Genomic DNA, 13,096 nt, shown 5'->3' on the forward strand with positions numbered 1-13,096 from the left:
GGGCTGGGGAGTGTCTCCAAAGGAGCGCCCGCCAGAGGGGCTTTGAAGACGCGGCCTAGTGGCCCGTCTCCTTGGTGACCAGGGTGACGGCCTCGTCCACGTCGTCGGTGACGTGGAAGAGCAGCAGGTCGCCCTCGGATGCCTTGCCCTGGGCGATCACCGTGGTGCGCAGCCAGTCCACGAGGCCGCCCCAGTACTCCGTGCCGAACAGCACGATCGGGAAGCGGGTGACCTTGCGGGTCTGCACCAGGGTCAGCGCCTCGAACAGCTCGTCCAGGGTGCCAAGGCCGCCCGGCAGGACCACGAAGCCCTGCGCGTACTTGACGAACATCGTCTTGCGGACGAAGAAGTAGCGGAAGTTGATCCCGATGTCGACGTGCGGGTTGAGCCCCTGCTCGAAGGGGAGCTCGATACCGAGGCCGACGGAGACGCCGTTGCCCTCGCGGGCGCCTCTGTTCGCGGCCTCCATCGCGCCGGGCCCGCCTCCGGTGATCACGGCGAAGCCCGCGTCGACCAGGGCCCGTCCGATCCGTACGCCCGCCTCGTACTCGGGTGATCCGGCCGGCGTACGGGCCGAGCCGAACACGCTGATCGCGCTGGGCAGTTCGGCCAGCGCGCCGAAGCCCTCGACGAACTCCGACTGGATGCGCATGACCCGCCAGGGGTCGGTGTGCACCCACTGGGAGTCGCCCTCGGTGTCCAGCAGGCGCTGGTCCGTGGTGCCGGCCTGCACCTGATCGCGGCGGCGCAGTACCGGTCCGAGCCGCTGCTCCAGCCGCTGCTCCGCCGGAAACCGTGCTCCCTCGGGGTTGGCCATGCCGTGCTCCCTCCGCTGACGATGTTGCGCGTGCTCAGCCAGGGTAGGTCGGCCAACGTGACGAATGGCGGAATTCCGGCAGGCCACGCCCCTTGCGAAGCCCTGAATTGTGAGGGGCCCGCGCCGGGCGGGGCCCGGGGCGCGCTCAGCCGGACAGCCGCTCAGCCGGACAGCCGCTCAGCCGGACAGTCGCTCAGCCGCTCAGCCGCTCAGCCGGTCAGCCGGTCGATCCATCGCTCAGTCGATCAGCCGGTCAATCGACCAACTGGTCAGCCCGTGGCGATCAGCCGGTCAATCGACCAACTGGTCAGTTCGTGGCGATCAATCGGTCAGTCGCTCAGTCGCTCAGTCGCTCAACCAGGCCCGCAGCCGCCGCTCGCACTGGGTGATCCGCTCGACGGCGACGTGCTCGTCGCGCTTGTGGGCCAGAAGCGCGTCACCGGGCCCGTAGTTGACGGCGGGGACGCCGAGGTCGCCGAAGCGCGAAACGTCGGTCCAGCCGAACTTGGGGCGGGCGGTGCCGCCGACCGCGGCCATGAACGCGGCCGCCGCGGGGTGCGAGAGCCCGGGCAGGGCGGCGCCCGAGTGGTCGTCCACCACGAACTCGGCGATGTCGCAGTCGGCGAAGACCTCACGGACGTGGGCGAGCGCCTCATCGCCGCTGAGGTCGGGCGCATAGCGGTAGTTGACGGTGACCGTGCACGCGTCGGGGATGACGTTGCCCGCCACGCCCCCTTCGATCCGTACCGCGTTGAGGCCCTCGTGGTACTCCAGGCCGTCGATCACCGGGCGGCGCGGCTCGTAGGCGGCGAGCTTCGCGAGGATGGGGGCGGCGGTGTGGATGGCGTTGGACCCCATCCAGCTGCGCGCGGAGTGGGCGCGCTCGCCGCTGGTCCTCAGCAGGACCCGCAGGGTGCCCTGGCAGCCGCCCTCGACCTCGGTGTCGGAGGGTTCGAGGAGCACCGCGAAGTCGCCGGCCAGCCACTCGGGGTGGGCGTCGGCGATCCTGCCGAGGCCGTTGAGGTGGGCGGCGACCTCTTCGTTGTCGTAGAACACGAAGGTCAGGTCGCGGTTGGGCGCGGTCACCGTCTGTGCGATCCGCAGCTGCACCGCCACGCCCGACTTCATGTCGCTCGTTCCGCAGCCCCAGAGGATGCCGTTGTCGTCGAGGCGGGACGGCACGTTGTCGGCGATCGGCACGGTGTCGATGTGCCCGGCCAGGATGATCCGCTCGGCCCGGCCCAGGGTGGTGCGGGCCACGACGTTGTTGCCGTACCGGTCGACGGTGAGGTGCGCCAGCTTGCGCAGCTCGCGCTCGATGGCGTCCGCCAGCGGCTGCTCCGCGCCGCTCACGGAGGCGAAGTCGACCAGGCGCGCGGTGAGCGTGGGCGCGTCGGCGGTGAGATCCAGGGTGGTGTCGGCCATGCGCCCGACCCTAACTCGCTCGCCGGACCTGTCTTCGCGCTCCAGTACGGTGGGCCCCGTGTCAGAGCCCATCCCTCTCCCGCGCCCCTCCCGTCGCGGCCGCCTCTTGCGTGTCGGGGCGGCCTTCGCCGTGCTGCTCGCGATCGCCGGATACGTGGTGGTGCAGTACGTGAGCGGAGGCCCCGGCGCCCCGGGATGTGTGGCGGGGACGGGTGACGGGCAGGGCTCGTCGTTCGAGCTCAGCCCCGAGCAGGCGCGGAACGCGGCGACGATCACGGCGGTCGGCACCTCGCGCGGGATGCCGGAGCGGGCCGTGACGATCGCGCTCGCCACCGCCCTCCAGGAGTCCGGGCTGCGCAATCTCGACCATGGCGACCGCGACTCGCTCGGCCTGTTCCAGCAGCGGCCCTCGATGGGCTGGGGCACCGCGGAGCAGATCATGGACCCGGTGTACGCGGCCGGCAAGTTCTACCAGCACCTCGCCGAAGTGCCGGGCTATTCGCGGCTTCCGCTGACGGTGGCGGCGCAGGAGGTACAGCACAGCGGTTTCCCGCAGGCGTACGCCAAGCACGAGCCGGACGCGACGGTGCTGATGGCCGCGCTGACCGGCCGCGAGTCCGCCGCGCTGACCTGCACGGTGGCCAAGAACGCGGAGCCGGGCGACCCGGCGCGGGTGCGCGAGGGGCTGCGGCAGGTCTTCGGCGACGGCGTGGTGGAGGCGCGGCAGCCGGCGGACGCGGGCCGTGACGTCGCCGTGCCCGTGCGCGTCACCGAGGACGCGGTGGCCTCGGGCACCGGCAAGGAGCAGCGCGGCTGGGCCCTCGCGCACTGGGCGGTGGCGCAGGCCGAGGCGCTGCACATCGCGCGGGTCTCCTATGCGGGCCGGGTGTGGAGCGCGGACGACTCGGCCGACGGCTGGTCGGCCGCACCGGCCTCCGCGGCCGCCTCCCCGTCCGTCGGTCCGGCTGGTGCGGCGCCGGGCGGCTCGGGCGACGCGGCACAAGAGGTACGGATCACCCTCGCGCCCTAACCGCGCACCCGTTCGCCCGGGCACTCGTCCGGGGGGCGGCGCCACACCCGTCACGGTGTTTCGTACCCGCGTCCGGACGCCGACGCGGAAAATCGTCCATTCCCCTGCGCGGAAAGGGATCTGACGTCACGTCAGGTACCCGGGGTACGCTTCATTTGCCCGTTTTTATCCAGAGTAGATAATGCGACGCATTACGAACTCTTTAACCAGGCCCACCGCAACCTCTCCTCCCCTCACGGCGGTTGTCACTGCGTCCGAACGCCGGACAGCGACACATTTCCAACCCGTCTGAAGGAGCATCATGTCCCTCCCCCTGACCCGTCGGATCGCCCGCGCCGCGCTGCTCATCGCGGCAGGTGCAGCGCCCGTGGTCGGTGCGGCCGGCTCCGCAAGCGCCGTTGACGTCCCCCAGGTCGCCCCGAACCTCAGTGGCCTGACCCAGATGGACCCGAGCTCGGTCAGCAACGCCGCCGACGGGGTGACCCAGAAGGCCACCACCATGGTCGGCTCCACCGGCGCCGACGCCGTCAAGAAGGCCGTGCCGGCCGCGGGCAAGACTGTGGGCCAGACGGGCAAGGTGGCGACCCCGGCCGCGCAGAAGGCGGCCGGTGACGCGGCGGGCAGCGCGGGCGACATCCTCGGCTCGACCGCCAAGACCGCCACCCAGAGCGGCCTGCCGACCGGCGGTCTGCCCACCCAGGGCCTGCCCAGCACCGACCAGCTCCCCCTGAAGGGCCTGCCGCTCGGCTGACCGGGGCGTGGGTGATGCGAAGGGGCCCGGGGAGTGCGAACTCCCCGGGCCCCTTGTGCGTACGCAAGGCCGCGACGGGCGCGTCACCCACGGACAGCTACATGCGCCTGCGACGGGCGCGTCACCCACGGACAGCTACATGCGCCCGCGACGGACGCGTCACCCACGGACAGCCGCCCTCAGCGGGCGCCCGCTCAGCGCGCCAGACGCTTCACAGCCGCCTCGACGCGCTCGTCGGTCGCCGTGAACGCGACCCGTACGAACCGCTCGCCCGCCACGCCGTAGAAGTCGCCCGGCGCCACCAGGATGCCGAGCTCGGCGAGGTGGGCCACCGTCTCCCAGCAGCCCTCGTCGCGGGTGGCCCACAGGTAGAGGCTCGCCTCGCTGTGCTCGATGCGGAAGCCGTGCTGTTCGAGCGCCTCGCGCAGCGCGGCACGCCGGGCCGCGTACCGGGCGCGCTGCTCCTGTACGTGGACATCGTCGCCCAGCGCCGCGACGGTGGCCGCCTGCACGGGCGCGGCGGTCATCATGCCGCCGTGCTTGCGGATCTGAAGCAGCTCGCCCAGCACCCGGGCGTCACCGGCGACGAAGGCCGCCCGGTAGCCGGCCAGGTTGGAGCGCTTGGAGAGCGAGTGGACGGCCACGATGCCGTCGAAGGAGCCGCCGCACACGTCCGGGTGCAGCACCGACACGGGCTCGGCCTCCCAGCCCAGCTCCAGGTAGCACTCGTCGGAGAAGACCAGGACGTCGTGCTCGCGGGCCCAGGCCACGATGCGGACCAGCTCGTCCTTGGCGAGGACCCGGCCGGTCGGGTTGGACGGCGAGTTCAGCCAGAGCAGCTTCAGGTGCGTCGGGTCGAGCTCTGTGGGGTCGTCGTAGACGACTGCCTCCGCGCCGCACAGCCGCGCGCCGACCTCGTACGTCGGGTACGCGAGCCGCGGGTAGGCCACCTGGTCGCCGGCGCCGAGCCCGAGCTGGGTCGGCAGCCAGGCCACCAGCTCTTTGGAGCCGACCACGGGCAGGATGTTGGTGTGCTCGACCGAGCGCGCACCCAGGCGCTTCTCCAGCCATCCCTTGATCGCGTCCCGCAGCGCGGGCGTGCCCCACACCGTGGGATAGCCCGGCGAGTCGGCGGCGCCGGCGAGGGCCTCCTGGACGAGGGCGGGGACCGGGTCGACGGGCGTGCCGACGGAGAGGTCCACGATGCCGTCCGGGTGGGCCGCGGCCGTCGCCTTGTACGGCTCCAGCTTGTCCCAGGGGAAGACGGGAAGACGTGAGGAGACTGCGCTCACGGAAGGTGCTCACTTTCTCGTACGGACGGTGCCACGGCGGCCGCGCCGGGAAACACCACGGCCCCGTACGGCAGCTGAGCCGTACGGGGACCGGGGAAGCGCGATCAGCCGTTCTGCGGCGGGAGCGCTGCGATGAAGGGGTGGTCCCGCTCGATCAGGCCGAGCTTGGAGGCGCCACCGGGCGAGCCGAGCTCGTCGAAGAACTCCACGTTCGCCTTGTAGTAGTCCTTCCACTCGTCCGGGGTGTCGTCCTCGTAGAAGATCGCCTCGACCGGGCACACCGGCTCGCAGGCGCCACAGTCGACGCATTCATCCGGGTGGATGTACAAGGACCGGGAGCCCTCGTAGATGCAGTCGACCGGGCACTCTTCGATACACGCCTTGTCCTTGACGTCGACACAAGGCTGCGCGATGACGTAGGTCACGCTGTCGTTCCTCCTCGATAGGGCGCGGCGGGCCGATCTGCGGCTCCGTCCACGTGGCGCGCGGGAGCGCGGCGTCGTCGATGCCCGCACCTAGTATCTCCGGTTCGGGGCACGATCCGAACAGGAGGGGCGGAGAGACCTGTGGAATTCACCATCGGCGGACGGCTTGAGGTCCGGATTACACCGGCCGATACGGGCAAACGCGTATCAGTCCGGCGCCTGACCTCCAGCGGAACTCCGGGCTCCTTGTTCACCGACACGGTCGGCGTGCTCACGTCGTGGGACCAAGGTGTGTTGTCGATCACACGAAAGAGCGGTGAGACGGTGCGTATCGAGGAGTCCGCTCTCGTCGCGGGCAAGGTCGTCCCGGCGGCCCCGGCCCGGCGTCGGGGACCGGCCGCCTCCTTCGAGGAGCTCGCGCCGGTCCTGGCCCGCGCCTGGCAGCCGGTGGAGAGCGAACCGCTGGGCGAGTGGACGCTGCGCGCGGCCGGCGGTTTCACCCGCCGCGCCAACTCCGCCCTCCCGCTCGGCGACCCGGGCCTTCCCCTGCCGGCCGCCCTCGACCGCGTACGCGACTGGTACGCGGCCCGTGATCTGCCCGCCTATGTCCAGACCGCGACGGGTGCCGCGGGCACCCAGGAGCCGCTCTGCGCGGAGCTCGAACGGGCCGGTTGGGAGCGCGAGGTCAGCGCCGAGGTGCGGATCGCCGCGCTCGCACCCATCGGCGACCTGGCGGCGGACATTTCCCGGGTTCACCTGGCGCGCACCGTGGACGAGGCGTGGCTGAGCCGCTACCAGCGGTCGTCGTCGCCGGGCGAGCACGTCCTGAAGGTGCTGGGCGCCGGCCCCTCGGTGTGGTTCGCCTCGGTCCCGGGCGACGGGCCGGCGCCCGCAGCGATCGGACGGTGCGTGGTCGACGGCCGCTGGGCCGGGTTCATGGCGGTCGAGGTAGACCCGGCGCGGCGCCGCCAGGGGCTCGCGAGCGCCGTGATGGCCGCCCTGGCCCGCCGGGCCCTGGACGAGGGCGCCTCGGCGGCCTGGCTCCAGGTCGAGGCGGACAACGAGGGCGCCCGCGCCCTCTACGACGGCCTGGGCTTCGCGACGCACCACGGCTACCACCACTTCCGGTCCCGCTGACCGGGTACGAGGACGCAATGGATCCGGACGTCACCGACTGGCGGCGGGAGTTCGCCGACCAGGCCCGCGCCGAGCGCCCCGACGTGGCGGCGCTGTGTCTGCTGCTCGGCGCGGTCGCCGACCCCTCGCTCGGCCGGCGCGGCATCGATGCCGCGCACATCGAGCTCGACCGTCTCGCCGGGCTGCTCCCCTTCGGCCTCACCGGTCCCCGCGCCTGGGCCGGCGCGCTCGGCAGACTGCTGGGCGGGCAGTACGGGTTCCGGGGTACGGCGCACGACTACGAGCGGCTCGAATCGTCCCTGCTGCACGAGGTGCTGCGGCGCCGGCGCGGGCTGCCCATCCTGCTCTCGGTGGTGTGGATCGAGGTGGCCCGCCGGGCCGGGGCGCCGGTGTACGGGGTGGCGCTGCCCGGCCACTTCGTCGTCGGCTTCGGCCCGCCCGAGGACCGGGTCCTCGCCGACCCGTTCGACGGGGGGCGGCTCCTGGACCCCGACGACGCGGAAATCCTGGTGGCCGGCGCGACGGGCTCACCTCTTGAGGAGTCGATGCTGAGCCCGGCCGCGCCGCTCGACATCGTCCTGCGCGTCCTGAACAACATCCGCGCCTGGGCCGCGGCCCGCCCCGAGCACAGCGAGGTCGCCCTGTGGGCCGTGGAGCTCTCGCTGCTGCTCCCGGCGCATCCGGCCAGGCTCCGCTACGAGCGCGCCGAACTCCTCGTCCAGCGGGGCGACTTCATGGCCGGTGCCGCGGAACTCGACGAGTACGCCGATGTGGTGGAAGCGGTGGAACCGACCATGGCGGAGACGGTCAGACGCCGGGCACGCGCCGCGCGGGCCAGGCTGAACTGAACCGCCCACCACGGAGACGGTCGGACGCCGCACGTGCGACGCGGCCAGGCTGAACCGAACCGCCCACCGCGCAGACGGTCAGACGGTCAGACGCCACGAGCACCGCGCGGCCATGCTGAACCGAGCCGCCCACCGGGCGCGTCGGACCCAAGCCCGCCGCCCGGCCCCGCCCGGCCCCGCCCGGCCCCGCCCGGCGCTGTCCGGCGCTGTCCGGCGCTGTCCGGCGCTGTCCGGCGGCCTAGGCTCTTGATCATGACCGACCGCCATGCGCGCCGCCATCCACCGAGGACCGTCCACGCCGTGCCCTACCACGCCCAGTGGGCCTCGCCCGAGCTGGTGGAGGCGATCGTCGGCGGGACGCTGGACGCGGCCGAGGACCCGCTGTGGCGCGCGTACGGCGCGGAGAGCCGCGAAGAGTACGCGTGGTGGTCGTGGCGACTGTGCGGGGTGGCGTGTCTGCGGATGGCCCTGGAGTACTGGCAGGGCTCCGCGCCCAGCGCGATGGAGCTCGCGCGCGAGTGCGTCGCGGCGGGGGCCTACGTACGCCGTGGCGACGGCCTCGACGGCCTGATCTACGCCCCGTTCGCGGCGTACGCGCACGAACGCTGGGGCCTGAGGGCGGCGGCGCGCCCGCATCTGCCCCTGGCCGAGCTGCGCCGCCTGATCGAGGCCGGGCAGCTCCTGCTGCTCTCGGTCCACCCCTCGATCCGCGAGCTCGCGCCGGCCCCGGAACGCCGGGGCGGCCACCTGGTCCTGGCGGTGGGGGCGACCGAGGACGCCCTGGTCTTCCACAACCCGTCCGGCTTCAAGGGCCGTTCCCAGGAGTACGCCTCCATCGAGTGGGCCGAGCTCGACCGGTTCTACGCGGGGCGGGGTGTGGTGCTCGGGCCCGGCACCGGCCGCCCGGCCCGGTGAACAGCGACATCCGGCCATTCCCCGCGCGCGCCCGGAAAACCCCGCCCGAACGGCTTCCAGCGGTCACAATCTGTTGACGCTCCCTCAACAGGGCGTGCGCCACAGCCTGTTGAGGCGGGCAGCGCTGTGTCCCGTTCCATGCCACGCTACGCCGGGAGTCCCGTTGTCACGTCTCAGACCCATAGCCGCCCGTCTGGCCCCCGCTCTGCTGCTGCCCCTCCTCGCCGGCGTCGGCCTCGCCGCCCCGGCGCACGCCGAACCCGCGCAGGCCGACCTCTCCGTTGCCCTCGACGTCTCGCCCCACGGGCTCGCGGTCTACGCGGCCACGTTCAGCGCGCACATCACCAACACCGGCCCGTCCGACGTCAGCGCCGCCCGCGTGTGGTTCAGCTATCCGGCCGGTTTCACGGCGCCGTCCGCGCCGGGCTGCACGATCGACAAGGCGAACCGGACCGCGGTGTGCCCGCTCGGCGCGATCCCGTCCGGCGCGAGCGTCACCAAGAAGCTGACGCTGCACGCCGGGCTCCTGACGATGAGCGGCAACCTGCCGGTCACGGCCGCCCTGGTCGACCTGACTCCCACCGACCCGGATCCGGGCAACAACGCGGCGGTCCGCGTGTGTTCGGCCCTCACCCTGCTCCTGGTGAGCTGCTGAGTCACGGAACCGGCCGGTGGGCCCTCCCCCACCGGCCACCCCGCTCCGCCAGGATCTACAGCCAGCCCTTCTCGCGGGCGATGCGGACCGCTTCCGCCCGGTTGCGGGCCGCGAGTTTCTGGATGGCCATGGAGAGATAGTTGCGGACCGTGCCCTGCGAGAGGCAGAGGGCGGCGGCGAGTTCGGCGTTGGTCGCACCGTCCCGCGCGGCGCGCAGCACATCGCGTTCGCGGTCGGTCAGGGGGTTGGCCCCCTCGGCGAGGGCGGCCGCGGCCAGCGTCGGGTCGATGACGCGCTCTCCGGCGAGCACCGTCCTTACGGCGGTGGCCAGTTGGGCCGCGGGCGCGTCCTTGACCAGGAAGGCGTCCGCCCCGGCCTCCATGGCGCTGCGCAGATAGCCCGGCCGCCCGAAGGTCGTCAGGATCACGATCTTGACGGCGGGCAGCTCACGGCGCAGGACGGCCGCCGCCTCGATGCCGGTCAGGCCCGGCATCTCGATGTCGAGGAGGGCGACGTCCACCGCGTGGGCGCGGGCCGCCGCCAGGACCTCGTCACCCCGGGCCGCCTGCGCCACCACCTCCAGGTCCGGCTCCAGACCGAGCAGGGCGGCGAGGGCCTCACGGACCATGGACTGGTCTTCCGCCAGGAGAAGTCGGATCATGGCCCGGATCCTAGAGGGGTTTCGGAGGCGGCCGGAATCAGCGGGATCCGCGCGATCAGCGTGAAGCCCTTGCGTCCCGACTCGGTCTCCAGGACGCCCGCCACCTTCTCCAGGCGCTCGGCGAGCCCGGTCAGGCCGTTGCCCGCGACGGGCACACCGGTGCCGGTCCGGCCCGGGCCGTCGTCCTGGACGCGCAGTTCGAGGAACCGGCCGTCCAGGGTCTGGAGTTCGGCGAGCGTGACCGTGCAGTGCCGGGCGCCGCTGTGGCGTACGACGTTGGTGGCCGCCTCGCGCAGGACCCAGGCGAGCACCTCCTCCTCGGCGCCGGGCAGCCCCTCGGGCGCCTCGGGCGGTACGTCCGCCTGGATGCCTGCGGCGTTCAACACGGTTCGGGCGCCCGCGAGTTCGGCGGGCAGGGTGACCCTGCGGTAGCCGGTCACGGCGGCCCGCACGTCGGCGAGGGCCTGCCGGCTCACCCGCTCGATGTCGGCCACCTCCCGGGCCGCCTGCTCGGGCCGGCCGGGCAGCATCCGTCCGGCCAGCTCGCTCTTGAGGGTGATGAGGGAGAGGGAGTGGCCGAGCAGGTCGTGCAGATCGCGCGCCATCCTCAACCGCTCCTCGTTCGCGGCGAGTTGGGCGACAGTGGCGCGCGCCTCGCGCAGCTCCACCGAGGTGCGGATCAGATGGCGTACGCCGGTCATCGCGAAGCCGCCGAGGAGCGCGGGGATGGCGAGGCCCGGCAGGACGTCGCCGACGTGCGACAGATGCGTCCCGATCACGGTCATGCCGGCGGTCGTCACGAGGATCGCCCAGGTCGCGAGCGCGAGCGGCAGCGTGGCCCCGCAGGAGACCGAGACGTAGACGAAGAGCACGAGCCACGCGCCGCCGAGGGTCAGCGAGAGGGTGACGGCGAGGGCGGCCAGGAAGCCGAGAAGGCTGTAGACGGTGACGGTGGCGAGGGGGCGGGCGGTGTGCCGCAGCACCAGGGCCAGATAGACGGTCACGAACCCCGCGAGGCCGGCCCAGCCGAGGACCGTGGGCACGGTGGTGTGGTTGCCGTCGAGCAGGTCGCCGATGGGGGCGCCCATGAAGGCCAGCCAGATGCCGACCCACATCAGCTTCTGCCACATCTGGCGGCGCGTCTCGGGGCTGAGCCCGATCCGCACCGCCGGCGCCTTGCTGGGGCCCTGGTTCACGGCACTCACGCCTTCAGGGTGTCCTTCCGGTACAGCCATGCCGCGCCGCCCGCGAAGAGCAGGAAGTAGAAGACGAGGATGGCGAGGTCCTTGCCGTGCGGGGCGTCGCCCAGCTCGATGGCCTGTCCGAGGGCAGCGTACGCGTGGGTGGGCAGCCATTCCGCGATGTTCTGCAGCCACTGCGGGAAGACGGTGCTGGGCATCCACAGGCCGCCCAGGATCGACATGCCGAAGTAGATGATCATCGTGATCGGGCGGACGGCGTCACCGCTGGCGATGTAACCGATGGCCACGCCGAGCGCGGCGAAGCAGAGCGAACCCGCCCAGATGGCGACGGTCAGCGCGCCCCACTGCCAGGCCTCGAACCGTACGCCCTTGACGGAGGCCGCCACGAGGAAGACGACCACGATGCACGGCAGGGTCACGACGCCGGCGCTGGCGATCTTCGCGAGGACGTAGCCGCGGCCCGGCAGGGTGGTCAGGCGCAGCTGGCGCACCCAGCCCTTCTCGCGCTCCTTGGCGATCTTCTCGCTGTTGCCCATGAGGACGGCCGTGATCGCGCCGAAGGACGCCATCGAGACCATGTAGAGGGCGGGGAAGGTGAGGTCGGTGCCCTTGACCTTGTCGGTGCCGTTCTGCGAGGCCGCGAAGAGCAGGTAGAGCGCCGAGGGGTAGACCACCGAGAAGAACATGAACTTCTTGTTCCGCAGGGTGCGGGTGATTTCGAGCTTGATGAGGGTGTTCATGCTGCGTTGGCCTCCTCGGCCGAGGTGATGGCGACGAAGGCCTGCTCCAGGCCGAGGCCCGCGACTTCGAGGTTGCGCGGGTAGAGGCCGAGCCCGTACACGGCGTGCATCGTGGCGTCGGCGTCGTGCGACTGGATGCGGACGGTGCGGCCGGAGATGTCGAGGGTGGACAGGAAGGGGAGGCCGCGCAGGGCGGCCTCGGCCGTCTCGTCGACAGTCCCCTCCAGGTCGAAGCTGACCCGGCGGGCGCCGGCCTTCGCCTTGATCTCGGCGGCGGTGCCGTCGGCGAGGAGGCGGCCCTTGTGCAGCACGAGCACCCGGTCGGCGATGGCGTCGGCCTCTTCGAGGTAGTGCGTGGCGAACAGGACCGTACGGCCCTGCGCCGCCTGCTCGCGCATGGTCGCCCAGAACGCCTGGCGGGCGGTGACGTCCATGCCGGTGGTCGGCTCGTCCAGGACGATCAGGTCGTTGGCGCCGACGGTCGCGAGCGCGAACCGGACGCGCTGTTCCTGGCCGCCGGAAAGCTTGTTGACCTTGCGGTCGGCGATCTGGGTGATGCCCGCGCGGTCCAGGACCTCGGCGACCGGGTGCGGCTTGGGGTGCAGGTCGCAGCCGAGCTTGACCAGTTCGCGCACGGTCACGTCCTCCATGAGGCCGCCGCTCTGGAGCATCGCGCCGACCTTGCCGGCGTTGATGGCCTGCGCGGGCGTCATGCCGAAGAGGCTGACGGTGCCGGAGTCGGCGTTGCGCAGCCCGAGCAGCAGATCGAGCGTGGACGACTTGCCGGCGCCGTTGGGTCCGAGCAGCGCGACCGTCTCACCGGGGTGGAGCCGCAGCGACAGGTCGGCCACGGCTCGGACGTCGCCGTAGCTCTTGTTCACGTTCTCGAAGCTGACCACGGCCTGGGTGGTCCGCTCGGCGGGAGGGGCTGTCTGCGTCATGCCCCCAGGGTGGCGCGGGGGGCGGGCCGGCCGGCAGTGCCCCGCGTCGTGACTACGCCATGACGGATGTCATACGCCCCGCCGCCCCCGACGCCGGGTGCCCTACGGACGCGACCGGTTGGCGCCGGGTGCCCTACTTTTGGGGGCGCGGGGAACTGCGCGAGACGCGGGCACGGTCTGCAGACGAAAGCGGGGTTGGGGGGGGGGGGGGGGGGGCCCCGCGCCCCCCCCCCCCCCCCGCCCCCCCCCCACCCCCC

Annotated in this window: 14 protein-coding genes; 6 read left to right on the plus strand and 8 right to left on the minus strand. The window is 72.4% G+C overall.

The annotated features are described in order from the left end of the window. Positions 1 to 55: 55 nt before the first annotated feature. Entirely contained in the window at positions 56 to 817 is a 762-nt protein-coding gene (locus AB0D31_RS31245) for a TIGR00730 family Rossman fold protein (protein ID WP_362729364.1), read from the minus strand. 345 nt (positions 818 to 1,162) lie between these two features. Then, a complete protein-coding gene (dapE, locus tag AB0D31_RS31250; protein WP_362729366.1) occupies positions 1,163 to 2,242 on the minus strand; it encodes a succinyl-diaminopimelate desuccinylase in 1,080 nt (359 codons plus the stop codon). 49 nt (positions 2,243 to 2,291) lie between these two features. On the opposite strand from dapE, the gene AB0D31_RS31255 reads away from it, so the two are divergent. Further along, a complete protein-coding gene (locus tag AB0D31_RS31255; RefSeq protein WP_362729368.1) occupies positions 2,292 to 3,272 on the plus strand; it encodes a hypothetical protein in 981 nt (326 codons plus the stop codon). A 301-nt stretch (positions 3,273 to 3,573) separates the two neighbouring features. Beyond that, positions 3,574 to 4,023, plus strand: coding sequence for an ATP-binding protein (locus tag AB0D31_RS31260; protein ID WP_362729370.1), 450 nt, complete (start codon positions 3,574 to 3,576; stop codon positions 4,021 to 4,023). 194 nt (positions 4,024 to 4,217) lie between these two features. Here AB0D31_RS31260 and dapC read toward each other — a convergent pair whose 3' ends face one another. Both dapC and fdxA read right to left on the minus strand, forming a co-directional pair. Next, positions 4,218 to 5,315, minus strand: coding sequence for a succinyldiaminopimelate transaminase (dapC, locus tag AB0D31_RS31265; protein WP_362729372.1), 1,098 nt, complete (start codon positions 5,313 to 5,315; stop codon positions 4,218 to 4,220). A 104-nt stretch (positions 5,316 to 5,419) separates the two neighbouring features. Further along, positions 5,420 to 5,740, minus strand: coding sequence for a ferredoxin (gene fdxA, locus AB0D31_RS31270; protein ID WP_018845645.1), 321 nt, complete (start codon positions 5,738 to 5,740; stop codon positions 5,420 to 5,422). A gap of 141 nt (positions 5,741 to 5,881) precedes the next feature. Here fdxA and AB0D31_RS31275 point away from each other — a divergent pair, with 141 nt between their 5' ends. The 4 genes from AB0D31_RS31275 to AB0D31_RS31290 all read left to right on the plus strand — a co-directional run bounded on the left by AB0D31_RS31275 (position 5,882) and on the right by AB0D31_RS31290 (position 9,295). Beyond that, positions 5,882 to 6,877 (plus strand): GNAT family N-acetyltransferase, encoded by a 996-nt coding sequence (locus tag AB0D31_RS31275; RefSeq protein ID WP_362729374.1) that lies wholly within the window; start codon positions 5,882 to 5,884, stop codon positions 6,875 to 6,877. A gap of 17 nt (positions 6,878 to 6,894) precedes the next feature. Beyond that, positions 6,895 to 7,725, plus strand: a complete 831-nt coding sequence (locus AB0D31_RS31280; RefSeq protein WP_362729376.1) for a transglutaminase-like domain-containing protein — start codon at positions 6,895 to 6,897, stop codon at positions 7,723 to 7,725. Positions 7,726 to 7,977: 252 nt separating this feature from the next. Then, entirely contained in the window at positions 7,978 to 8,640 is a 663-nt protein-coding gene (locus AB0D31_RS31285; RefSeq protein WP_362729378.1) for a C39 family peptidase, read from the plus strand. Positions 8,641 to 8,803: 163 nt separating this feature from the next. Next, positions 8,804 to 9,295 (plus strand): hypothetical protein, encoded by a 492-nt coding sequence (locus tag AB0D31_RS31290; RefSeq protein ID WP_362729380.1) that lies wholly within the window; start codon positions 8,804 to 8,806, stop codon positions 9,293 to 9,295. Between the two features lie 55 nt (positions 9,296 to 9,350). Here AB0D31_RS31290 and AB0D31_RS31295 read toward each other — a convergent pair whose 3' ends face one another. The 4 genes from AB0D31_RS31295 to AB0D31_RS31310 form a co-directional block, all read right to left on the minus strand. Beyond that, entirely contained in the window at positions 9,351 to 9,965 is a 615-nt protein-coding gene (locus AB0D31_RS31295) for a response regulator transcription factor (protein WP_362729386.1), read from the minus strand. Then, complete coding sequence (locus tag AB0D31_RS31300; protein WP_362729388.1) at positions 9,953 to 11,086, minus strand: sensor histidine kinase; 1,134 nt, start codon at positions 11,084 to 11,086, stop codon at positions 9,953 to 9,955. The genes AB0D31_RS31295 and AB0D31_RS31300 overlap by 13 nt, the downstream gene beginning before the upstream one ends. A gap of 71 nt (positions 11,087 to 11,157) precedes the next feature. Continuing rightward, the gene (locus tag AB0D31_RS31305) at positions 11,158 to 11,898 is read right to left on the minus strand and encodes an ABC transporter permease (protein ID WP_362729382.1); all 741 of its coding nucleotides are present in this window, start codon (positions 11,896 to 11,898) and stop codon (positions 11,158 to 11,160) included. Then, complete coding sequence (locus AB0D31_RS31310; RefSeq protein WP_362729384.1) at positions 11,895 to 12,839, minus strand: ABC transporter ATP-binding protein; 945 nt, start codon at positions 12,837 to 12,839, stop codon at positions 11,895 to 11,897. Before AB0D31_RS31310 ends, AB0D31_RS31305 begins: the two co-directional genes overlap by 4 nt. Between the last annotated feature and the right edge of the window lie 257 nt (positions 12,840 to 13,096).

Origin of the sequence: Streptomyces sp. NPDC048361 (genome assembly GCF_040651795.1) — a bacterium.
Classification (GTDB): Bacteria; Actinomycetota; Actinomycetes; order Streptomycetales; family Streptomycetaceae; genus Streptomyces.

What these genes read in the sequence shown, in the direction of transcription:
- AB0D31_RS31245 (WP_362729364.1), bottom strand. Translation starts at nt 817, where the DNA reads ATGGCCAACCCCGAGGGAGCACGGTTTCCGGCGGAGCAGCGGCTGGAG.
- dapE (WP_362729366.1), bottom strand. Translation starts at nt 2,242, where the DNA reads ATGGCCGACACCACCCTGGATCTCACCGCCGACGCGCCCACGCTCACC.
- AB0D31_RS31260 (WP_362729370.1), top strand. Translation starts at nt 3,574, where the DNA reads ATGTCCCTCCCCCTGACCCGTCGGATCGCCCGCGCCGCGCTGCTCATC.
- AB0D31_RS31280 (WP_362729376.1), top strand. Translation starts at nt 6,895, where the DNA reads ATGGATCCGGACGTCACCGACTGGCGGCGGGAGTTCGCCGACCAGGCC.
- AB0D31_RS31285 (WP_362729378.1), top strand. Translation starts at nt 7,978, where the DNA reads ATGACCGACCGCCATGCGCGCCGCCATCCACCGAGGACCGTCCACGCC.
- AB0D31_RS31300 (WP_362729388.1), bottom strand. Translation starts at nt 11,086, where the DNA reads ATGTGGCAGAAGCTGATGTGGGTCGGCATCTGGCTGGCCTTCATGGGC.
- AB0D31_RS31305 (WP_362729382.1), bottom strand. Translation starts at nt 11,898, where the DNA reads ATGAACACCCTCATCAAGCTCGAAATCACCCGCACCCTGCGGAACAAG.
- AB0D31_RS31310 (WP_362729384.1), bottom strand. Translation starts at nt 12,839, where the DNA reads ATGACGCAGACAGCCCCTCCCGCCGAGCGGACCACCCAGGCCGTGGTC.